At 42.1% G+C, this 21,661-nt stretch carries 27 protein-coding genes and 1 riboswitch; of the genes, 20 read left to right on the top strand and 7 right to left on the bottom strand.

Annotation, left to right across the window (positions count from 1 at the left end):
• Positions 1 to 6: 6 nt before the first annotated feature.
• On the bottom strand, positions 7 to 885 hold the full coding sequence (locus NST73_RS15605) for a TetR/AcrR family transcriptional regulator (protein WP_017359276.1): 879 nt from the start codon (positions 883 to 885) through the stop codon (positions 7 to 9).
• A gap of 192 nt (positions 886 to 1,077) precedes the next feature.
• On the opposite strand from NST73_RS15605, the gene spxO reads away from it, so the two are divergent.
• Positions 1,078 to 1,242 (top strand): anti-adapter protein SpxO, encoded by a 165-nt coding sequence (gene spxO, locus NST73_RS15600; protein ID WP_096881830.1) that lies wholly within the window; start codon positions 1,078 to 1,080, stop codon positions 1,240 to 1,242.
• Positions 1,243 to 1,262: 20 nt separating this feature from the next.
• Here spxO and NST73_RS15595 read toward each other — a convergent pair whose 3' ends face one another.
• Complete coding sequence (locus NST73_RS15595; RefSeq protein WP_017359277.1) at positions 1,263 to 2,594, bottom strand: HAMP domain-containing sensor histidine kinase; 1,332 nt, start codon at positions 2,592 to 2,594, stop codon at positions 1,263 to 1,265.
• Positions 2,591 to 3,265, bottom strand: a complete 675-nt coding sequence (locus tag NST73_RS15590) for a response regulator transcription factor (RefSeq protein WP_017359278.1) — start codon at positions 3,263 to 3,265, stop codon at positions 2,591 to 2,593. Before NST73_RS15590 ends, NST73_RS15595 begins: the two co-directional genes overlap by 4 nt.
• A 337-nt stretch (positions 3,266 to 3,602) precedes the next feature.
• On the opposite strand from NST73_RS15590, the gene NST73_RS15585 reads away from it, so the two are divergent.
• A complete protein-coding gene (locus NST73_RS15585; protein ID WP_342499202.1) occupies positions 3,603 to 4,973 on the top strand; it encodes a trypsin-like peptidase domain-containing protein in 1,371 nt (456 codons plus the stop codon).
• 243 nt (positions 4,974 to 5,216) lie between these two features.
• On the opposite strand, the gene NST73_RS15580 is transcribed toward NST73_RS15585, so the two are convergent.
• Positions 5,217 to 6,059, bottom strand: a complete 843-nt coding sequence (locus tag NST73_RS15580) for an oxidoreductase (protein WP_125589689.1) — start codon at positions 6,057 to 6,059, stop codon at positions 5,217 to 5,219.
• A gap of 113 nt (positions 6,060 to 6,172) precedes the next feature.
• Here NST73_RS15580 and NST73_RS15575 point away from each other — a divergent pair, with 113 nt between their 5' ends.
• The 3 genes from NST73_RS15575 to NST73_RS15565 all read left to right on the top strand — a co-directional run bounded on the left by NST73_RS15575 (position 6,173) and on the right by NST73_RS15565 (position 7,919).
• A complete protein-coding gene (locus tag NST73_RS15575) occupies positions 6,173 to 6,619 on the top strand; it encodes a YusW family protein (RefSeq protein WP_171465740.1) in 447 nt (148 codons plus the stop codon).
• 145 nt (positions 6,620 to 6,764) lie between these two features.
• A complete protein-coding gene (locus tag NST73_RS15570; protein ID WP_008347057.1) occupies positions 6,765 to 7,595 on the top strand; it encodes an ABC transporter ATP-binding protein in 831 nt (276 codons plus the stop codon).
• A 72-nt stretch (positions 7,596 to 7,667) separates the two neighbouring features.
• A complete protein-coding gene (locus NST73_RS15565; protein ID WP_017359282.1) occupies positions 7,668 to 7,919 on the top strand; it encodes a YusU family protein in 252 nt (83 codons plus the stop codon).
• 31 nt (positions 7,920 to 7,950) lie between these two features.
• On the opposite strand, the gene NST73_RS15560 is transcribed toward NST73_RS15565, so the two are convergent.
• The 3 genes from NST73_RS15560 to NST73_RS15550 are packed head-to-tail and all read right to left on the bottom strand — an operon-like array spanning position 7,951 to position 8,710.
• On the bottom strand, positions 7,951 to 8,298 hold the full coding sequence (locus NST73_RS15560; protein WP_060832634.1) for a spore coat protein: 348 nt from the start codon (positions 8,296 to 8,298) through the stop codon (positions 7,951 to 7,953).
• 12 nt (positions 8,299 to 8,310) lie between these two features.
• Positions 8,311 to 8,544 carry a hypothetical protein gene (locus NST73_RS15555; protein WP_234833634.1) on the bottom strand — a complete coding sequence of 78 codons (234 nt, stop codon included), beginning with the start codon at positions 8,542 to 8,544 and terminating at the stop codon, positions 8,311 to 8,313.
• Positions 8,545 to 8,572: 28 nt separating this feature from the next.
• Positions 8,573 to 8,710, bottom strand: a complete 138-nt coding sequence (locus tag NST73_RS15550) for a YuzL family protein (protein ID WP_008347049.1) — start codon at positions 8,708 to 8,710, stop codon at positions 8,573 to 8,575.
• A gap of 199 nt (positions 8,711 to 8,909) precedes the next feature.
• Between NST73_RS15550 and NST73_RS15545 the strand changes: the two genes are divergently transcribed.
• The 15 genes from NST73_RS15545 (at position 8,910) to sufC (ending at position 21,644) form a co-directional block, all read left to right on the top strand.
• Positions 8,910 to 11,297, top strand: a complete 2,388-nt coding sequence (locus tag NST73_RS15545; protein WP_342499201.1) for a 3-hydroxyacyl-CoA dehydrogenase NAD-binding domain-containing protein — start codon at positions 8,910 to 8,912, stop codon at positions 11,295 to 11,297.
• A gap of 12 nt (positions 11,298 to 11,309) precedes the next feature.
• Positions 11,310 to 12,485 (top strand): acetyl-CoA C-acetyltransferase, encoded by a 1,176-nt coding sequence (locus tag NST73_RS15540; protein WP_007500336.1) that lies wholly within the window; start codon positions 11,310 to 11,312, stop codon positions 12,483 to 12,485.
• 14 nt (positions 12,486 to 12,499) lie between these two features.
• On the top strand, positions 12,500 to 14,281 hold the full coding sequence (locus NST73_RS15535) for an acyl-CoA dehydrogenase family protein (protein ID WP_144679199.1): 1,782 nt from the start codon (positions 12,500 to 12,502) through the stop codon (positions 14,279 to 14,281).
• 110 nt (positions 14,282 to 14,391) lie between these two features.
• On the top strand, positions 14,392 to 14,748 hold the full coding sequence (locus NST73_RS15530; protein WP_008356673.1) for an arsenate reductase family protein: 357 nt from the start codon (positions 14,392 to 14,394) through the stop codon (positions 14,746 to 14,748).
• A 66-nt stretch (positions 14,749 to 14,814) separates the two neighbouring features.
• Positions 14,815 to 15,198, top strand: coding sequence for a glycine cleavage system protein GcvH (gcvH, locus tag NST73_RS15525; RefSeq protein ID WP_008347039.1), 384 nt, complete (start codon positions 14,815 to 14,817; stop codon positions 15,196 to 15,198).
• Positions 15,199 to 15,242: 44 nt separating this feature from the next.
• Positions 15,243 to 15,479 carry a YusG family protein gene (locus NST73_RS15520; protein ID WP_144679200.1) on the top strand — a complete coding sequence of 79 codons (237 nt, stop codon included), beginning with the start codon at positions 15,243 to 15,245 and terminating at the stop codon, positions 15,477 to 15,479.
• Between the two features lie 127 nt (positions 15,480 to 15,606).
• Positions 15,607 to 15,951 (top strand): toprim domain-containing protein, encoded by a 345-nt coding sequence (locus NST73_RS15515; protein WP_008347035.1) that lies wholly within the window; start codon positions 15,607 to 15,609, stop codon positions 15,949 to 15,951.
• 11 nt (positions 15,952 to 15,962) lie between these two features.
• Positions 15,963 to 16,265: a thioredoxin family protein gene (locus NST73_RS15510; protein ID WP_007500346.1), complete on the top strand. Its 303-nt coding sequence runs from the start codon at positions 15,963 to 15,965 to the stop codon at positions 16,263 to 16,265.
• 120 nt (positions 16,266 to 16,385) lie between these two features.
• Positions 16,386 to 16,727 carry an SCP2 sterol-binding domain-containing protein gene (locus NST73_RS15505; RefSeq protein WP_008347033.1) on the top strand — a complete coding sequence of 114 codons (342 nt, stop codon included), beginning with the start codon at positions 16,386 to 16,388 and terminating at the stop codon, positions 16,725 to 16,727.
• Between the two features lie 102 nt (positions 16,728 to 16,829).
• A riboswitch (SAM riboswitch) is annotated at positions 16,830 to 16,938 on the top strand.
• A gap of 155 nt (positions 16,939 to 17,093) precedes the next feature.
• A complete protein-coding gene (locus NST73_RS15500; RefSeq protein WP_024719778.1) occupies positions 17,094 to 18,119 on the top strand; it encodes a methionine ABC transporter ATP-binding protein in 1,026 nt (341 codons plus the stop codon).
• The gene (locus NST73_RS15495; RefSeq protein ID WP_058336900.1) at positions 18,112 to 18,780 is read left to right on the top strand and encodes a methionine ABC transporter permease; all 669 of its coding nucleotides are present in this window, start codon (positions 18,112 to 18,114) and stop codon (positions 18,778 to 18,780) included. The genes NST73_RS15500 and NST73_RS15495 overlap by 8 nt, the downstream gene beginning before the upstream one ends.
• Positions 18,781 to 18,794: 14 nt before the next feature.
• Positions 18,795 to 19,616 (top strand): methionine ABC transporter substrate-binding lipoprotein MetQ, encoded by an 822-nt coding sequence (gene metQ, locus NST73_RS15490; protein ID WP_007500351.1) that lies wholly within the window; start codon positions 18,795 to 18,797, stop codon positions 19,614 to 19,616.
• 309 nt (positions 19,617 to 19,925) lie between these two features.
• The gene (locus NST73_RS15485; protein WP_024719777.1) at positions 19,926 to 20,294 is read left to right on the top strand and encodes a carboxymuconolactone decarboxylase family protein; all 369 of its coding nucleotides are present in this window, start codon (positions 19,926 to 19,928) and stop codon (positions 20,292 to 20,294) included.
• Positions 20,295 to 20,509: 215 nt separating this feature from the next.
• Positions 20,510 to 20,647, top strand: a complete 138-nt coding sequence (locus NST73_RS15480; protein ID WP_162835676.1) for a hypothetical protein — start codon at positions 20,510 to 20,512, stop codon at positions 20,645 to 20,647.
• Positions 20,648 to 20,858: 211 nt separating this feature from the next.
• The gene (sufC, locus tag NST73_RS15475) at positions 20,859 to 21,644 is read left to right on the top strand and encodes a Fe-S cluster assembly ATPase SufC (protein ID WP_007500355.1); all 786 of its coding nucleotides are present in this window, start codon (positions 20,859 to 20,861) and stop codon (positions 21,642 to 21,644) included.
• Positions 21,645 to 21,661 lie beyond the last annotated feature (17 nt).

The following is a 21,661-nucleotide window of genomic DNA, read 5'->3' as shown; positions in this document are numbered from 1 at the left end:
TGGGTTTTATAAATGATCTTCTTTTAGAATGCGTAATAAGGAGCCTGAGACCGGCTGAAGTGGTGTGTATAATTTCAATTGGTAAAGCATGCCTTTGACGATGACTTGTCTTGGTTTTTGTTTGTTTAACTCGTTTTCTAAAATGCCAAGCGCTTCAAATAAATCTGGCTCGTCTTTTACTTCATAATGTGCTTCTGCCAGCTCTCTTAATTCTTTTAATAGAGATTCTGTGAGCGGGTCAAATGATCGTTCATAAATCGGGCCGAACCAGTCGCTTGCTTGGTCCACAGAAATGAGCGGATGGTCATTTCGCTTCATCATACCGCCCATTAGATCATCGATACGGTGAATCATTGTTGCGGCAAGCTCCTCTGCTTCGAGCTGAAAATCATATAAAATGGCAAGCTCAAAGTAAACGTGACTCATACCCTCAATCGTTAAACATAGATCAGCCATATAAGGAATGGCTGCATCTCCATACACTTGCTTAATGTTATCAATGTGCAACTGAATCGTCGCAAGTCGAATTTGCTTTGCGAGCTGCTGTGTTTCTTCGTTCAATGGGAGCGCCCTGTCGCTTAGCTGCATTTTAATAAAATCTTTTTGCTGCAAAATATTATCGTAATAGACAGTGAGCTGTTTCCGGTAGGCCTCTTTAGGTGTGCCGCCCTCTGTTTGAACCTCGTGAATCCGGGTAAATACCTTATCGTAATAGTAATGCAAGATCGAAATAAGCAGTGCTTCTTTCGATTTGAAATAAAGGTAAAACGCACCCTTTGACATGTGGCATTCATCTGCAATTTCCTGAACAGACGTTGTATTATAGCCTTTGCTGGCAAATAACTTCATACCAGCCTCAATAATCATTTTTTCTTTCTTTTTCAATATGAATGTCATCCTTTCTTACCGAGAGACAAATGTCTTAGGAAACGTGCGCAAAGAGATGTGACTTATCGGTCATAAACGACAAAACTTTTCAAAAATTAATCAGATTGTAACTTGTTTTTTACAGTGTAATTCTTTATATTATAAAGTAAGGTGACCAACCGGTCAAAAAATGTGAAAGGATGATGTTCCATGAGAGAAATTGATGATATGATTAGACGCTTGAAAACAAAAGGAATTCAAGTAGAAAAAGTCAAAATGCCGAAAGAGACAACCATTGAAAAGAAATGGATGTATCAAGCTGGCAAGAAAATCAAAGCCACATACCGTGATTTCAATGGGTATTCATTCATCTAAAAAAGACTGCGGTGTAAAACCTACAGCCTCTTCTTTGGAACAGTGATCGTATAGCGTACACCTAGTTCATCATTTTCAATTGATATGGACGCTTGATGCATTGAAAGAATTCGTTTGACAATGCTTAATCCAATGCCGAATTCGCCCTTTTTTCCCTTACTAAAAGGTTCGTATAGGCTGGATAGCATGTGTTCTTCAATTGGAGGGCCATCATTACGAATGACGATGCGAATTTGATCCTCTTCCTGCTTCATATGAATATCAATTTTACTTTTTGCGTAGCGAAGTTGATTTTCTAATACATTTTCAAATAGTTTGCTCCATTGTTCTGGATCGCCTTCAAGTGCAGCCTCATCATCTAAGTCCACGTTCCACTGCAATTCATTTTTCGACCAGCGTAAACGGTCAACCACTTCCAGCATTGTATTACTCACAAGGAAGGGAGAATGCGCCGGATGTTGTTTTGATAAATAATCAAGCTTTGTTAAATACAGCAAATCTTTGATTTTCTTCTCAAGCTTTTCCGCTTCGCCTTCAATCACTTCCACCGTTTGTTCAAGATCTCCTTTAGGGAAAATTCCATCTTTAATAGACTGCGTATAACCGCGGATGACCATCACAGGTGTTTTTAAGTCGTGTGATATATTTTGCAAAAGCGTTCGTTCTGTTTCATCCTTTTGAATGAGCTTTTGTCTCATTTCTTCAATCGTATGCCCCAGTTTGCCAATTTCATCTTGCCGGTCAACAATGACAGGATCGTCCCAGTCTTCTTGTGCAATGCGCTTGACGTGCTTTTCAAACGCGACAATTGGACGTGATAAGTAGCGGGCGAGCCAAATCGATGGAATCCAGCTTAGTAAAATAACCGTTCCTAAGATGAAAATCAGCTGTTTAAACAGTGTAAAGGACAAGTCATCTCGATAAGAATCGGGTGCATATGACAAGAGAATATATTGTGTATTGCCTGTTGAGACTTTTTTGATCACAAAAAAGATATGCTGACCATTCACTTCTTCAGAATAGCGTTTTGTTGCGCTTTTTTGTTTTTTAACAAAGGACTGCACTTTTTCAATAAAGGCATGCGGGAAAAACTGAGCCATTTGATTTAATTCATCTGACGGAATCAGAATGTGCTGAACCGAGCGGTTTTCTGGTGTCGACTTTGGTGAGCCGTCTCGATTCAGAGGGTATTCTGTTAACACTTGCTGCTCGTTTTCGATGTTTTTATAAATTTCATTCGTAAAGAAGCTGCGTAATGTATTTGAAAATAAAATGATCAGGACAATCGAGATGGTGAGTAAAATGCCAGAGATGACAACCCAAATTTGAAAAGCGAGTGGTTTGTTCTTCATCCTTTTAGCATCCTATAGCCAAATCCATAAATGGTCTCGACTTTTAAGTCAGGCATTTTTTTGCGCAGCCGTCTGACAAGATCATCGACCACACGATCTGTCCCGAAGTAATCGTGCCCCCAGATCTTGACGAGGATATCTTCCCGGGAAAAGGCATGTCCTTGATGATGGGTAAATAAGAGCAGCAAATCAAATTCCTTAGACGTTAAGTTAATCAGCTGATCTCCTTCATACACCTCTCTTACGTCCTCATGAATGATATAGGAAGAAACGGGTGTGACGCTTTGCTGCGGTGTGTCACTGTTTTTATATACAAGCTCCAGCAGCTTTTGCACGCGGATGATCAGCTCGCGCGGAAGAAAGGGTTTCGCAATATAATCACTGCTCCCGAGTTCTAAGCCAAGCACACGATCAATATCTGCATCACGTGCCGAAATAAAAATGACCGGTACGTCAGGCGAGGCTGCTTTGATTTCTTTAATGAGTGTGTAGCCGTCTGTATCAGGCAGCATAATATCTAAAATCCATAGATGCGGCGGCTTGTTCATTGCTTCGCGTGCCGCTTCTCCGGTTAAAAAAGAGGAAACATTCCAATTTTCACTCTCTAAATATTTGGTTAACAGTTCATTTAAATTCTGCTCATCTTCAACTAAATAAATGGTGTACGACAAAGTCTTCCACATCCTCTCAACGTCATTATAACGGGATACAAAGGCGGCATGTCAACAATCACACGCTTTTTTCACAATTTCACATATTCTTCTCATCATTATCCCATAATGTTTGTTTATGATAAGCTCAAGGGAAAAAAGGGCATAGACAAAAGGCTAATGAATAGGTGCTTTTCACCAATGTGCACACCTTGCTTTTTTTCTATGAATAAGTATTATATAATTTGACATATTGTCATAAAGAATTTTTCAATGATATTGCCATTAAGAGGACATGAGTCCTGTCTAGACATATGAATGAAGCATTTCATGAAAATGATGCAAAGGAGTGCAAGCGATGGATTTCCGAAGAGAAGATGAAGAGAAAAAGATGAATGATCAAGAACACGCACATCAAGAGAATGAGAAACAAATAGAAGAACCAGAAAAAGAGAAAGAACTCGTTTTTCACCATCATGAAAACGAAGCATCTGCCTCTCAGGAGAGGGTGACAAACGAATCTCCTCAAGTGATTGATGACCGTTCGTCTAAAAAGGAGAAAAAACGGAAGGCTGCATGGCTGAGTCCTATTCTTGGAGGGATTATTGGAGGCGGTCTTGTGCTTGGCATTACACCGCTTTTACCGCAGTCACAAGATACAGCGGCAAACACTCAAACCCAAACAGCATCAAGCGAACCGACTTCATCTGAAAATTTCTCAACAAAACAAATCACCAATGCGACGAATGTTGCTGATATGGTAGAAGATTTAGAGCCGACGATTGTAGGGGTCTCAAACTATCAATCTACACAAAACTCGTTCGGTCTTAGCGGTGATTCAACTGAAGCAGAAGCCGGAACGGGTTCTGGTGTCATCTTCAAAAAAGATGGCAAAAAAGCATACATTATCACAAATAACCATGTAGTCGAGGGTGCCAATAAATTAAAGGTCACACTATACGATGGAAAAACAAAAGATGCGAAGCTTGTCGGCAGTGACGTAATGACAGATTTAGCTGTCGTGGAAATAAATGCTGACGGCATTGATAAAGTTGCAAGTTTTGGAGATTCTTCTAAGCTTCGTGCTGGAGACAAAGTCATCGCAATCGGGAACCCGCTCGGTGCGCAGTTCTCTGGTACAGTAACAGAAGGGATTATTAGTGGTCTCGATCGTACCGTTGAAGCCAATACATCATCTGGAACCGTTGAGATGAATGTGCTTCAAACAGATGCAGCCATTAACCCTGGAAACAGTGGCGGTCCGCTGATCAATACAGACGGTCAAGTCATCGGCATCAACAGTTTGAAAATTAGCGAAAGCGGAGTAGAATCACTCGGATTTGCGATCCCAAGTAACGATGTAAAACCGATCGTAGATCAGCTGTTGAAAAATGGAAAAGTCGAACGTCCTTACCTTGGCGTACAAATGATTGACCTGGAGCAAGTGCCTGAAACGTATCAGGAAAATACACTTGGCCTATTTGATAAACAAATCGGTAAAGGCATCTATGTAAAAGATGTTTCAAAAGGATCTCCTGCACAAAAAGCAGGCTTGAAGTCTGGAGATGTCATCATCAAGTTCAAAGGAAAAGATGTAGCGAACAGCTCACAGCTGAAAGAAATCCTTTATAAAGAAACAAAAATTGGCGATAAAACGACAATGACTGTCATCCGTGATGGAAAGAATAAAAATCTTGATATTACCCTTGGGCAGTCTGATAACGAATAAAAGAAAACAGGTGGATAAAAGATCCACCTGTTAGATTGTTGACAAAGGGCTAAAATGAACTTTATTTTAGCCCTTTGTCTTCTTTTTTCAGCGTGATAGAAAGCCTTTGCAGTCTAGGAAGGACGAGTACTGGCGCGGAGCGAATTTGACATTCGTGAGCACCAGCGCGCAGGACTGACAACGAATGCGAGGGTTTGTCTACACGCTGACAGGTGGATAAAAGATCCACCTGTTTTTTTGTGCCTATTTTTTTGAAGATAGTGTCCGTAAAATAATGTTTTCCCATACATTCCAAGGCAGGAGCTGCTTTGCTATGAATGAAAGCCGAACACCTTTCCCGACAAGATACCTTAGCTTCTTTAGCCGCTTCTTCTCTGCAAGCGAAACCACAAGCTCTGCAACTTCGCCGGGATCACCATAGTTGTTTTTTTGCGCCTCTATATAGGCCATCATGTTTTCATAAATAGTTGTGTATTTAGAACCTGCTGCGGGTGGTGTCATTTGCTCATTCATGGAGGTGTTCCAAATGTTCGTTTGGAAAGAACCCGGCTCAATCAAAGCGGCCTGAATGCCAAACGCAGCCAGCTCAATTCGCAAACTCTCTGTATAGCCCTCTAGCGCAAACTTTGACGATACATATGGAGAGAGTGCGGGCATTCCCATGAGTCCGCTGATACTGCTCATATTCAATATTTTTGCACCGCTCGTCATCAACGGAAGGACTGCTTGTGTCATTTCCATCACACCAAAGACATTCACTTCAAATTGCTCTCGGTACTGATCAACAGGCACCTCTTCAGCAAAACCAGCATAGGCCGTTCCCGCATTGTTCACAAGCAGGTGAATGGGAGCATAGGCATTAAGCCTTTTCTGAAATGCTTGAATGGACTGTGTATCTGTCACATCTAATGCTTCAATATGTATCGATTCGGATAAAGCGGCGTTCTTTACTTCTTCGGCAAGCTTTTTCGCATTGGTTTCCTGTCTTACGCCAGCAATCACAGTGTACCCTTGCTGAGCAAGACGCAATGTGATGAGCTTTCCGAAACCGCTGTTGGCACCAGTCACAATGGCTGTTTTATTCATCATCCGGTTCTCCTTTTTGTTTTAATCTACCATAGTCTGCTGTTTTATTGAATAACGAAAAGGGGCTTGGAGAAGAATAAAAAACGATGCTATGAAATAGGAGGAAATACATGATGTGCTGGAAGAAGGCGGGACTGCTAGGAGTGCTGTTCTTTATGCTGTCTGGCTGTCGTTCAATCGAACCAATACAACATCCACATGAAGCAGAAGCTGAAAGTCTGTCAGCTGTTCAAATGAAGGAACTGCCATTTCAGCATTTGCAATTGCACGTACAATATGGACAAAAAAGCGAATTATATGAAGCTACCTATCGTCAAGCTGGTGGAAGAGAAGAAGCACTGATTCGAGATCATATGAATGGTGTCCGCTATGAAGGGGAAGAAGCTTTACGTGAAATGAAGATGAAGCTCAATGATATGTCGATTCCTAGTGCAAAGCTGAATGAAACATATGTCAATGAATTATTATCTGCTTTTAATTTAGATGATGATTATCAGCGGATACGAGTCGATATCAAGCTCGAAGATGGAACAAAACGTGCATTCGAAAAGAAAAAGTAAACGAGACTTTCTCATTTTTTAATTGAAAATGATTTTCAAGATCACTTAAATCTGATACACTAAATTGAGATAAGTGATCTTTGACGTCTACATAGACGATATTCAATATAAAAAATTTGGATGAGAAAAGGAGCGTTTGAGCGGAATGAGTGCCATTTCTACTGAAGGTTTAAGCTTAGGTTACGGAGAAACAATGATCATAGACGAACTAAATGTGTCAATCCCTAAGGGTGAAATCACAGTATTTATTGGCAGCAATGGATGCGGTAAATCCACGCTACTTCGCTCTTTGGCCCGTCTCATGAAGCCAATGGGTGGTTCTGTCCTGCTTGAAGGTCATTCCATTGCCAAATTACCAACAAAGGAAGTGGCGAAACAGCTCGCCATTCTTCCGCAAGGGCCAGAAGCGCCAGAAGGATTAACGGTACATCAACTCGTCAAGCAAGGGCGATATCCTTATCAAAATTGGCTGAAGCAATGGTCAAAGCAAGATGAAGAAGCGGTAAATCGCGCACTGAAATCAACGAAGATGGAAGACCTTGCTGATCGAACGGTTGATTCATTATCAGGTGGACAAAGGCAGCGTGCATGGATTGCGATGACATTGGCACAGGAGACGGATATTATTCTATTAGATGAGCCAACAACGTATTTAGACATGACGCACCAAATTGAAATCCTGGATCTTCTTTTTGATTTAAATGAAAAAGAGCAGCGCACGATTGTCATGGTTCTGCATGACCTCAATCTCGCTTGCAGATATGCGCATCACCTTGTGGCCATTAAAGACAAGTCAATTTATGCAGAAGGAAGACCGGAAACTGTCATTAACTGTGATCTTGTGAAAAATGTCTTTGATATGAACTGCCAAGTAACAACAGATCCTTTATTCGGAACACCGTTATGTATTCCGCACGGCAGAGGACGCTGTATTGTCCAACAGGCACAAGCTGAGACATTTCTTGCTGCAAGATAATCGTATGTGAAAAGCCTGACATCTGTTACACGCAGAGTCAGGCTTTTTTCTGAAAAAAGGAGCGGAATACAAATGGGAAATGAATTAGATGAAAAGCTCGAAGGCCTGCTTGATAAATATACAGAGCTGCTGCTTGGTGAAACGAATGAGGAACTGAAAAGAGATGTCTCGCAGTGGATCATCTATTCTCATATTGCCAAAAGCATGCCGCCTTTAGCCAAGCATTTTAATGACACGTATCCAGAGGCAAAAGAAGACATCAAAGAAACGATTCAGCGGATCAAGCAATTAAATGAAGCTCATCGTGCCAATAAAGACCGTTAAAAAACTGCCAGTATGAGCTGGCAGTTTTTCTTTATGACATGGGTGATGATCCGTACGGTGATTGATCTGTCAGTGTTTGCTGGAACTTCTGATGTGCCTGCTGGAGCTTCTGTTGGTCAGCGGCTTCGACAGAGTACCAGCCATATTGGAACATGACATCATATAAATGTCTTTGCGTTTTTTGTGTTTCTAGCGCAATTCGCTGAATATCTTGGTAAAGAGATTCATGGCTGAATTCATTGAGCGCTGTGTTATATCCGCTTGTCATATATTTTTCAGTCGACAAAAGGTCTGTGACAAAGTCGCGATCGTTCATGTTTGTCGTTGTTGGAACCGGCGTTTGTGGATTCCCGATTTTTTGTTGGTTTTGCTGTTCCATGTCTGTTACCTCCTATTGCATAAAGCCAGAAGACTGGCCTTGCCCTGAGCTGCCTAAATGTTGAAGTATTTGTGTGTAATGCTGATGGTGCATTTGACCAACTTGATTGAGTTCTTGTTTCAATGTTTGATCCTGACAATGCTCGGCCATAAAGTGGGCCTTTTTCATCGCGATCAAATTCCAGTTCAGCATATCCTCTAGGTACAAGGAATCCTTTACTGAAATTACCTGTGGGGGCATATTCATTTGCTGGTTGTTCAAGTTGTGTTCCTCCTTACGATTTCTTTTTATATTGCTGATTTTGACTGGTCTTTTTACCACCTAGGTCTGCTTCTTGTGATGGACCTGCGTTTCCTTTCACACTTGCAGCACTTACGCCTGCTTTTGATGGGTTCTTTTGCAAACGAGACATGTGGACATCACCTCCATTCTTACAATTCCCCCTCGTCTTTAATTCATACGCTGTAAAGAAAGACGCATGAGAATGTGTAAATTTTTGAAATCTGCTATTGAACTGTTTCGGAAAATCTTTTAAGATAAAGAAAGAGGCATTGCTTTTTTTTGGACAAAAAATGAATGACTGTTCATTCAAAATGTTTAGGGGGATATTTATGGGCAAACATATTCGCAAGGCGGCTGTCATTGGTTCAGGTGTCATGGGCTCAGGCATTGCTGCACATCTAGCCAATATCGGGATACCAGTAACATTGCTAGATATTGTGCCACATGAACTGACAAAGGAAGAAACGGCAAAAAAGCTAACGCTTGATCACCCTAGTGTTCGAAATAGATTAAGCCAAGACGCAATGAAAAAATTGTTAAAGCAAAAGCCAGCACCTCTTACTTCAGCCAAAAACCTATCATACATCACACCCGGAAATCTCACAGATCACCTTTCCTTATTACACGATGCTGACTGGATCATTGAAGTCGTCACTGAAAAGCTCAGCATTAAACAACACGTATTCTCTCTCATCGACGAACACCGCAAAGAAGGCAGCATCGTATCCAGCAATACATCCGGTATTTCTGTTGAAAAAATGGCAGAAGGCCGATCAGCTGATTTTAAACGCCACTTTTTAGGCACTCACTTTTTTAATCCAGCTCGTTATTTAAAGCTGTTAGAAGTAATTCCTATTCAAGAAACAGATCCAGAAGTACTCTCATATATGAAAACATTTGGTGAAGATGTACTTGGCAAGGGTGTGGTCGAAGCAAAAGATACACCGAACTTTATTGCCAACCGAATTGGCACTTATGGGCTTCTTGTCACAGTGCGTGAAATGCTTGAGAACAAATACACGATCGGAGAGGTCGATTCTGTTACAGGTCCACTCATTGGCAGACCGAAAAGTGCGACCTTCCGCACACTTGATGTGGTGGGACTCGACACATTTTCTCATGTAGCCCGCAATGTGTATGAACAGGTAGAAGGAAAGGAAAAAGATATTTTTCAGCTGCCTGAGTTTATGGAAAGAATGCTCGAAAAAGGGTGGATCGGCAGCAAAGCAGGGCAAGGATTTTATCAAAAAAACGGAAAGAGCATTTTAGAGCTTGATCCTGTCACACTCACATACGGAGAACGGACAAAGCTGAAGGATCCGGGCATTGACATTGCCAAGCAGCAAAAGGGGACAAAAGCGAAATTGAAAGCGCTTATTTATCAAGACGGCCGTGCTGGGCAATTGCTTTGGAATATGACCGCACCTGTTCTTCTTTATTCAGCTCAACTAAAAGGCGACATTGCGGATGATATTCAGTCCATCGATAACGCCATGAAATGGGGATTTGGCTGGCAGCATGGCCCGTTCGAGCTGTGGGATGCGATTGGCGTGAAAAAAGCCGTCAGTCGAATGGAAGCGGAAGGGCACAGCATCCCGTCGTGGGTGCAAGATATGCTTTCAGAAGGACATGACACGTTCTATCAAGAAAATGCCGAAGGAGACCGTGCATTTTATCAGAATGGTGCTTATGAACAGGAAAAGGGAAACGACAAGAATATGTCGTTAGCTAGATTGAAAAAGAAACACGATGTCATTTTTAAAAATACGGGTGCAAGCTTGATCGATATCGGGGATGATGTTGCCTTGCTTGAATTTCATTCGAAAAGTAATGCCATTGGGCTTGATGTCATTGATATGATCAATCGTGCTGTAGATGAAACGGAAAAGAATTATAAAGGACTGGTCATCGGTAACCAAGGAAAGAACTTCTGTGTTGGTGCGAATCTCGCCTTAATTTTAATGGAAGCACAGGACGACAATTTCTTTGAAATTGATTTTGTCATTCGCAGGTTCCAGCAGGCGATGATGAAGGTGAAGTATAGTGACCGTCCAGTTGTGGCTGCACCATTTGGTATGACACTTGGCGGAGGGACGGAGCTTTGTCTACCAGCAGCCGCTATCCAAGCGTCCAGTGAAACGTATATGGGGCTTGTCGAAGCGGGGGTCGGACTCATACCGGGCGGAGGCGGAAACAAGGAACTCTATATTCGCCATCTGCAAGGAGCGGAAAAGCCATCAGCAACTGCGATCCAAGATGCTACGCTACAAACCTTTGAAGCCATTGCGATGGCAAAGGTATCTACATCAGCAGAGGAAGCGCGTGATATGAAGATGCTCCGAGTGAATGACCGGATCAGCATGAATGGTGATCATTTAATCCATGATGCGAAACAACTCGTTATTTCTCTTGATGAAGCGGGTTATCGTGCACCTCTGAAGCGAAAGGTGCCCGTGATGGGGGAAACAGGCTACGCAGCAATGGTGCTGGCTGCTGAAAACATGAGATTGTCTGGATACATTTCAGACCATGACATGACCATTGCGAAAAAACTAGCACATGTCATTTCTGGCGGCAAATTGCCATTTGGTACAGAGGTGGATGAACAATACTTATTAGAGCTTGAAAGAGAAGCCTTTTTAAGTCTTGTAGGGGAAGTCAAATCTCAGGCACGCATGCAGCACATGCTCGTTAAAGGAAAACCTTTACGTAACTAGGGGGGAGTCAAAATGAGAGAAGCAGTGATTGTAGCTGGCGCAAGAACACCAGTAGGGAAAGCCAAAAAGGGATCATTAAAACATGTCAGACCTGATGATATGGGCGCATTGTGTGTAAAAGAAACGCTAAAGCGTGCCGGTGATTATGATGGAACAATCGATGATTTAATCATCGGATGTGCGACACCAGAAGCAGAGCAAGGGCTGAATGTGGCCCGGAATATTGGGGCTTTAGCAGGTTTGCCATATACAGTACCTGCTATTACCATTAACCGCTATTGCTCTTCTGGTCTGCAGTCAATTGCTTATGCAGGTGAACGAATTATGCTTGGGCAGGCAGAAACCATTTTGGCCGGAGGCGTCGAATCGATGTCGCAAGTCCCAATGATGGGTCACTCCATTCGTCCAAACGCTCTTTTGGCAGAGCAAGCGCCTGAATACTATATGAGCATGGGCCACACAGCGGAGCAAGTGGCGCAAAAGTATCAGGTCACACGACAAGATCAAGATGCTTTTGCGGTGAGGAGCCATCAAAAGGCAGCAAAGGCACTTCAAGAAGGGAAATTTTCAGATGAAATTGTTCCCGTTGATGTGACAGAAAGACGGGTAGGAGAGCAGAATCAACTAGAAGAACGCCAATTTACGTTCTCACAAGATGAAGGTGTCAGAGCCGGCACAACAGAGGAGGTTCTCTCAACGTTACGACCTGCCTTCTCAACAAAAGGCACAGTGACTGCAGGAAACTCTTCGCAGACGAGTGATGGAGCGGCATGTGTCATGATGATGGATCGCGAAAAAGCATCTTCTCTTTCTCTTCAGCCGCTCGCCAAGTTCAGAGCGTTTGCTGTTGGTGGTGTACCACCTGAAGTCATGGGGATTGGGCCGGTTGAAGCCATTCCGCGTGCGCTGAAAATCGCTGGTCTAGAGCTGAAGGACATTGGGCTGTTTGAATTAAATGAAGCATTTGCTTCTCAGGCGATTCAAGTCATTCGTCATTTAGGGATCGATGAAGAGAAGGTAAATGTCAACGGCGGCGCCATTGCATTAGGACATCCGCTAGGCTGTACAGGAACGAAACTCACGCTGTCCCTCATTCATGAAATGAAACGGCGAAATGAACAATTTGGTATTGTGACGATGTGTATCGGCGGGGGCATGGGAGCGGCAGGCATTTTTGAATTGATCTAAAGGGGGAAAACAGGATGAAAGCAATGGAAGAAGTAAAAAAGGGTGGCAGTTTCTTAATAGATGAGACGAATTATGAGCATATCTTTACACCAGAGGATTTCTCTGATGAACATCAAATGATCGGGAAAACAACAGAAGATTACATTTTACAAGATGTCGTTCCGCACATCGATCAAATTGAAAATCATGAATTCGAGCATTCTGTTCGTCTCTTGAAAAAGGCTGGAGAGCTTGGCCTGCTTGGTGCGGATGTTCCTGAGGAATTTGGCGGGCTTGGTCTAGATAAAATCAGCTCAGCCATCATTACTGAAAAATTTGCAAGAGCAGGCAGCTTCTCTCTTTCTTACGGCGCCCATGTCGGGATCGGTTCTTTGCCGATCGTGCTGTTCGGTAATCAAGCGCAAAAGGAAAAGTACCTGCCAGGACTCGCCTCTGGAGAAACAATTGCGGCCTATGCCCTAACAGAGCCAGGATCAGGTTCTGATGCGCTAGGTGCGAAAACAACGGCAGTCCTGAATGAAGCTGGAACACATTATGTCCTCAATGGGGAAAAACAATGGATCACAAACTCCGCATTTGCCGATGTGTTTGTCGTGTATGCGAAGATTGATGGTGAACACTTCTCTGCTTTCATCGTAGAAAAGGATTTTCCTGGAGTCAAAACAGGACCTGAAGAGAAAAAGATGGGCATTAAAGGGTCCTCGACGAGAACGCTAATCCTTGAAGATGCCGAAGTGCCAAAGGAGAATTTGCTTGGTGAAGCAGGCAGAGGTCATGTCATTGCCTTTAACATTTTGAACATTGGACGCTATAAACTGGCTGTAGGGACAATCGGTGCATCAAAACGAGTCATTCAATTATCGGCAGAGTATGCCAATCAGCGTAAGCAGTTTAAAACACCAATTTCTCAATTTAGCTTAATTGGCGAAAAAGTAGCCAACATGTCGGCAAAGCTTTATGCCATGGAAAGTGCTGTATACCGCACAGTCGGGTTATTTGAACAAAGAATGGGTCTGTTAAGTGACGAGGAGCAAAAGGATGGGAAACAAATTGCACAATCCATTGCAGAATATGCGATTGAATGCTCTCTTTGTAAAGTGCTTGGCTCTGAAACGCTCGATTATATTGTGGATGAAGGTGTGCAGATTCACGGCGGATATGGTTTCATGCAAGAATACGAAGTCGAAAGAGCCTATCGCGACTCACGAATTAACCGTATTTTTGAAGGAACGAACGAAATTAACCGATTGCTTGTGCCAGGCACCTTCTTGAAGAAAGCGATGAAAGGAGAGCTTCCGCTTCTTCAAAAAGCGCAAACCCTACAGGAAGAGCTAATGATGATGATGCCGGAAGAGCCGGGTGATCAGCCGCTTGATCAAGAGAAATACTTACTTGCCCATGCGAAAAAGATCGCCTTGATGGTGGCAGGTATGGCGGCGATGAAATATGGGAAAGCATTAGACAAAGAGCAAGAAATCCTTGTGAATATAGCAGATATCGTCAATGAACTCTTTGCTGCTGAGTCGGCGGTCTTGCGTACGGAAAAAGCAATCGCAGCATCAGGCGCAGAAAAAAATGCACAAAAGCTTGCGTATACACAAATTTTCACACAGGAAGCCTTTTTAAAGATTGAAGCTCATGCGAAAGAATCATTGATTGCCATGGAAGAAGGAGATTCACTCCGTATGAGTCTGTCAGCCCTTCGCAAGCTGACAAGATTCACGCCAATGAATGTCATCGCCAAAAAGCGCGAAGTAGCGAAACGAATCTTTGAAGCAGAGAAATATATCGTATAAGACGGCTTAAAAGGTGCGGATATCATGTCGCACCTTTTTGTAAGCATACATTTAGGTTTTTCATATGTTTTGTGATAAAATGTTGTCACTATTTGCAGGAGGTGAAAATGGTGGCTTTAGATTTTTACGAATACCCATCTTGCGGTACATGCCGAAAAGCAAAGAAATGGCTGGAAGAACACAATAAAGACATCAACAGCATACATATCGTCGAAGAGACGCCTGATAAAGAAACATTAAAAGCCCTTTACGAAAAAAGCGGTTTAGAGCTGAAGAAATTTTTTAATACGAGCGGTCAGAAATACAGAGAGCTGCAGCTGAAAGATAAACTTCCTGCAATGTCAGAGGACGAGCAGCTTGAATTACTTGCGTCTAACGGAATGCTAATCAAGCGCCCAATTACAACAGACGGCAAACGAGTGACAGTTGGATTTAATGAAGATACATTTAAAAGCGTCTGGAAATGATGTAACTTTCATTCAGATTGTGGTATCTTCAATATAGATTGTAAGAAAAGACTGGAGGGGTATGAAATGAGCACACCAAAAGATTTACGTTATTCAGAAGAACACGAATGGGTCAAAGTAGAAGGAGATAAGGTGCGTATCGGTATTACGCATTTTGCTCAATCTGAGCTAGGCGATATCGTGTTCGTTGAGCTTCCTGAAGTAGGAGACAAAATTACAGCGGACGAGCCTTTCGGAAGTGTAGAATCAGTCAAAACAGTTTCTGAACTATACGCACCGATTAACGGCACAATCGTTGAAGTAAACGATGAGCTTGATGACAGCCCAGAGTTCGTCAACGACTCTCCATACGAAAAAGCTTGGATGATCGTAGTAGAGCCAGCGGATGCATCTGAAATCGAGAACTTAATGACAGCTGAGCAATATGAAGAAATGACAAAAGAAGACTAATTCATGTGAAATTGGACACTCTACCTTTATGGGGGGTGTCCAATTTGTCTTTTCAAAAAGAACAGGTGGATATAACAGAGCATGTCACTGGACGATTCAAAGAGAGTGGCATGGTGCTTTACCATCAAAACGAAGAGATTGGTACGATGATTAGTGAAAATCAATATGAATTAAAATCAGGTTATTCCTACGATCAAAACCGTTTTTATCGTGTGTCAGATACATTGACCCATGGGACTGAAAAATATGTAGACTGTGACGATGAAAATGGCTGGTGCTGATCACAGATAAGGCTGCAGTGAGTGCTGCAGTCTTTTTGTTGATCAATTGCCCAATCTTTACAACCTGAATGAAAGATTGTAATCTAAGGAAGAAGTGAATCAACGTCAAAAGGGCCGGGTGATCGTGATGAATGTCGAGATAGAAAAGGTCATCATTGTAGAAGGTAAATCAGATAAACAGAAGCTAAAAGAAGTCATAAGTGAACCTGTTACCATCATTTGCACCAATGGCACGATCAGTACATCGAAGCTGGATCAGCTTGTGGACGATTTATTCGGGAAAGACGTTTACATATTAGCAGACAGTGACGATGCTGGCGATAAACTGCGGAAGCAATTTCGAAAAGAATTCCCTGAAGCACTGCATCTTTTTGTCGACAGAACGTACCGCGAAGTGGCCGCTTCACCGTCAGCCCATATTGCATCTATTCTATTAGCTGCAAACATTGATGTTCATTCGAAATATTTATAAGGGTGACGTATATGAAAGAGATTGAAGAGCATGAATTCAAGGAGATAGAGGACGATTTATTTCTTTTGTACTTATATACACCATTTTGCGGAACATGCCAGCTGGCAAAGAAGATGCTGGCAGTGGTTGATGCCATGCAGCCGGAAGTTCCTTTTTATGAGAATAACTTAAATTACTCGCCAAGTTTTGCGAAAGCATTTGAGATCGAAAGTGTCCCTTGCTTTCTCCTGTTTAAAAAGGGTGAAATCGTGCAAAAAGGCTATGCCTTTCACTCCGTTCCATATCTTCATGAAATGATTGAAACCGCTAAATAAAGCGGTTTTTTGTCATATTTCAAGCAATTCATTTGAAAATTTGTCGAGCTATTTATAAAGGACAAGCCGATGTTTGTAGAGAAATGTTATGTATAACCAAATGACAGGGAGGTTATACATGTGGAAAATGTGAAAGCCCATGGAAGTGCAGGGCAGCGATTATTGTTAAAGCCGTTGCTCTCATCATCATCCTTGAAGATTACATTTGAGGCGGAAACGGACTCTTGTACATTGATTGTGGATGAACGTGGTGAAGTGAAGAAACTACCTGCAATTGAGTTATCGGATCTCATCTTTTATGGTGAGCGAAAAGAGATTTTGCAATTATTAGATGGAGACATGTCCTTACAGCAGCTGATCAGCAGAGGACAAGTGAAAGTGAAAGGCTCATTTCGAGCACTTCTTCGACTAGAAGCAGTACTTTGGCTGACGAACGGTTTTTTTCGAAAAATGATAACGTAGTCGTTTACTTGGAAATTAGCGATTTACAGCGTTGACATATCTCAGATAGCATGATATTCTACGTTAGTAAAAACATGAACATCACATAAAACAACATATTTTCTCTTATTAAGAGAGGTGGAGGGACGTGCCCTATGAAACCCGGCAACCGTCAGCATAGCTGAAATTGGTGCCAATTCACTCAAAGCCGCAATGCTTTGAAAGATGAGAGAAAGGCGTATTTGATATAAAAGGCCTTTCTGCTTGCGTTGCAGTTAGGTCTTTTTTACTGACCTTACTTCAGGCTAGCGTCATAACAGTCGGAAGAATAATTGAACGTATGTGATGGCAACCTATAGATTCAGCAAGAAAGCAGGTGAACAGACTGTGATCCATTTACAGAATGTATCAAAAACGTATCATTCAAAAAGCGGAAATGTTGATGCCGTGAAAGACGTCAACTTGGATATCGATAAAGGTGAAATATTCGGAATTATCGGGTATAGCGGCGCAGGGAAAAGTTCCCTGATTCGCCTATTAAACGGTCTGGAGCTGCCAACAGAAGGAATCGTTGAAGTGGCAGGCAACCGGATCAATGAAGTATCGAATGCGAAACTTCGGAAAGCAAGACAAGAAATCAGCATGATTTTCCAGCACTTTAACTTGCTCTGGTCAAGAACAGTGAGACAAAATATTATGTTCCCGCTCGAGATCGCAGGTGTACCAACATCAAAACGGAGAGCTCGTGCAAACGAACTGATTAAATTGGTCGGTTTAGAAGGAAAAGAAAATGCCTATCCTTCTCAGCTCAGCGGCGGGCAAAAGCAGCGTGTAGGGATTGCGAGAGCATTAGCGAATGATCCAAAAGTTCTGCTATGTGATGAAGCCACATCTGCGCTTGATCCACAAACAACGGATTCCATCCTTGAGCTTTTAGCCGATATTAATAAACGACTAGGACTTACCATTGTATTGATCACACACGAAATGCACGTCATTCGCAAAATTTGTCACCGTGTGGCGGTGATGGAGAATGGCCGTATTGTCGAAGAAGGCGAAGTATTACGTGTCTTCAGACAGCCTAAAGAAGAAATGACGAAGCGATTCGTGAAACAGCTTGCTGAACCAGAAGAAGCCAAAGAAACGATCGAGCACGTCCTAGAGAGAGTAAAAGAAGGTCAGGTCGTCCGGTTGTCCTTTATCGGAGATTCTGCCGAACAGCCGCTGATCACGGAAATCATTCGATCCTTCAAGGTCGATGTGAACATCCTGCAAGGAAAGATTTCTCAAACGCAGGAAGGCGCGTTTGGAACACTCTTTATCCATATTAATGGAGACGAGAACGAAGTTGAAAAAGCCATCGCCTATATCCAAAGCAAACAGGTTGAAATTGAGGTGATGACACATGTTTGAGAAATGGTTTCCGAACGTTGATCTAGAGGTTATTTGGAACGCCACGGGTGAAACGGTGTATATGACACTCATTGCATTAGCGTTTGCTTTTGCTATCGGCATCATCCTTGGGCTGTTGCTCTTTTTGACAAGTAGAGGCGGTTTGTGGGAAAACAAACCAATTAATGCTGTCATCGGCGCAGTCGTCAACATTTTCAGATCGATTCCCTTTATCATATTAATCATTCTATTATTAGGATTTACTAAACTAATTATGGGCACGATATTAGGCCCAAATGCAGCATTACCAGCCCTTGTCATTGGCTCAGCTCCTTTCTACGCACGTCTTGTTGAAATTGCACTGCGTGAAGTAGACAAAGGAGTCATTGAAGCAGCACGATCTATGGGAGCAAAAACGTCGACCATTATTTTCAAAGTATTGCTTCCAGAATCACTGCCAGCCCTTATTTCAGGAATTACTGTAACAGCAATTGCTCTGATTGGCTCTACTGCGATTGCAGGTGCAATTGGAGCAGGCGGACTGGGTGACCTTGCTTATGTGGAAGGATACCAATCTGGTAATACAGATGTCACACTTGTAGCCACTGTGTTTATTCTGATCATCGTCTTTATCATTCAAATAATCGGTGATTTGATTACAAATAAAATTGATAAACGTTAAGGGAGGAATTATTCATGAAGAAATTGATTTTAAGTGCACTATTTCTAGCATTTGCAGGCATTTTAGCTGCGTGCGGTTCATCAAATAACGCAAGCGATAACAAAACCATCACGGTTGCCGCTTCAAAAACACCACATGCCGAGATTCTTGAAGAAGCAAAACCACTTCTAAAAGAAAAAGGCTACGATCTAAAAGTGAAAGTACTGAGCGATTATAAAATGTACAACAAAGCATTAGCTGAAAAAGAAGTGGATGCGAACTTTTTCCAACATATCCCTTATTTGAACGAAGAAAATAAATCAAACAAAGATTACAACTTAGTGAGTGCTGGTGCCGTTCACCTTGAGCCTTTCGGTATCTACTCTAAGAAATACAAATCAGTAAAAGATATTCCAAACGGCGGCACGATCATCATGACAAACAACGTAGCTGAGCAAGGACGTATGCTTGCCCTATTACAAAATGCTGGTGTGATCAAGCTTGATCCAAAAGTAGATACAATCAACGCAACAGTCAAAAACATCAAAGAAAACCCGAAGAACCTAAAATTCAAAAAAATCGCTCCTGAACTAACAGCGAAAGCTTATGAAAACAGTGAAGGCGATGCAGTATTTATCAACGTTAACTATGCCATCCAAAATAAATTGAATCCGAAAAAAGATTCAATCGAACTTGAGCAAACGAAAAACAACCCGTATGCAAACATCGTCGCTGTTCGCAAAGGTGACGAAAAATCAGAGAAGATCAAGGTATTAATGGAAGTTCTTCACTCTGATAAAATCAAAGAATTCATCGACAAAAAGTATGATGGTGCAGTATTGCCTGTATCTGAATAACAACTTGTAAACCTCGCTTTCATCAAAGCGAGGTTTCAACGTGTAGACAAACCCTCGCATTCGTTGTCAGGTCTGCGCTCCGGTGCTCACGAATGTCAAATTCGCTCTGCTCCGGTACTCGCCCTTCCTAGACTGCAAAGGTTTTCTATCACGCTGAAAAAAGAAGACAAAGGGCTAAAATAAAGATCATTTTAGCCCTTTGTCAATCATCTGCAACCTCGCTTTCATGAAAGCGAGGTTTTTTTGTGTATTTTTTCAAATCTCGCTCATAATAAAAACGAACAAATGACCTGAAGGGATGGAATGAAGATGAATGAACAACATATGAGCGGATCGATGCAGCAATCACTGACGGATTATAAAACGGCAATGGGTGAATTTCAGAAGAAAATGCCGGTGTTTGGCAAGAAATTCAATGAATTTACGGAGCAGTGTTTTCAGAGCGATTCATTAACACAAAAAGAAAAACAAATGATTGCCCTCGGCATCAGCATTCATGCACAGGATGAATATTGCATGATCTATCATACAAAGGGAGCACTCGATCAAGGCGCAACAGAAGAGAATTTGCTGGAGGTCGTCAGTGTGGCGACAGCGTTTGGCGGCGGTGCTGCGCTAAGTCAAGGCATCACAGTTGTTCAGCAATGTATCGATGAATTTGGAGGACAGACGCATTAAGGGAAGGATAAGATGGTATTTATCCATCTCAGGGAGTTGAGTCGTTCTCAGCCGGTTGTGTGAGAAAATATGCCAGCATAGCGCGCTATATCCCTTTTGAGTGAAGCAGCGTGCCTTTGATACAATGAAGCTACACTCAAAGAAGGGATTGGTTTATTATTTGTTCGGACCATAGTACACTGGGATTGGATTATACCGCCGAGATGGAAAAGGCCATGCATAAAGCTCATGGCATGAGCTATGCAGAGTACGAAAGAGACCATGACTTAAGGATGAAAGTGGAATATAAACGAGAGCAGTCCTATCGAGATGAGAAAAGGCAGCTCGCAAAAATGAATATACAAGGCTATTAAATAGCTAAGGGACGGGGAGAATAGTTTCCCGTCCTTTCTTTATGAAAACTGTCTTTTCGACATAAATCCTTTTATCTACCTGTATTTTTTGTTAGAATTTTGAGAGCATCCTCTCACGCTTGTCGTGAATGTGTTGTATTCACTTTTAATTTGTTATAAAATTAGAATGAGAATAAATTGAGAATAATGATTATTTTGGAGGTATCGATATATGACTGCTTCGACATTAACAATTAAGGACTTGCACGTTGAGATTGAAGGGAAAGAAATCTTAAAAGGTGTAAACCTAGAAATAAAAGGTGGAGAATTCCACGCAGTAATGGGACCAAACGGAACAGGTAAATCTACTTTATCTGCTGCTATCATGGGCCACCCTAAGTATGAAGTGACAAAAGGCAGCATCTTGCTTGATGGCGAAGATGTTCTTGAAATGGAAGTAGATGAGCGCGCTCAAGCGGGTCTTTTCCTTGCAATGCAATATCCATCTGAAATTAGTGGTGTGACAAATGCAGACTTCCTTCGTTCGGCTATTAACGCACGCAGAGAAGAAGGCGATGAAATCTCTCTCATGAAATTCATCCGCAAAATGGACGAAAACATGGAATTCCTTGAAATGGACCCAGATATGGCACAGCGCTACCTAAACGAAGGTTTCTCAGGCGGGGAGAAAAAACGCAACGAAATTCTTCAATTAATGATGATTGAACCAAAAATCGCCATTCTTGACGAAATCGATTCTGGTCTTGATATCGATGCGCTGAAAGTTGTTTCTAAAGGAATTAATAAAATGCGCGGCGAAAGCTTCGGCTGCTTAATGATCACTCACTATCAGCGTTTATTGAACTACATCACACCAGATCACGTTCATGTCATGATGCAAGGACGTATTGTGAAATCTGGCGGACCAGAACTCGCGCAGCGTCTAGAAGCAGAAGGTTATGACTGGATTAAAAAAGAGTTAGGAATTGAAGACGAAACTGTTGGTCAAGAAGCGTAAGCGTTAGGAGGATTATT

The sequence above is a fragment of the Bacillus sp. FSL W7-1034 genome (genome assembly GCF_038593365.1).
GTDB classification, from domain to species: domain Bacteria; phylum Bacillota; class Bacilli; order Bacillales; family Bacillaceae; genus Bacillus; species Bacillus altitudinis.
The sequence above is the reverse complement of the archived record's forward strand: the minus strand, read 5'-3'. Positions and strand labels throughout refer to the sequence as shown.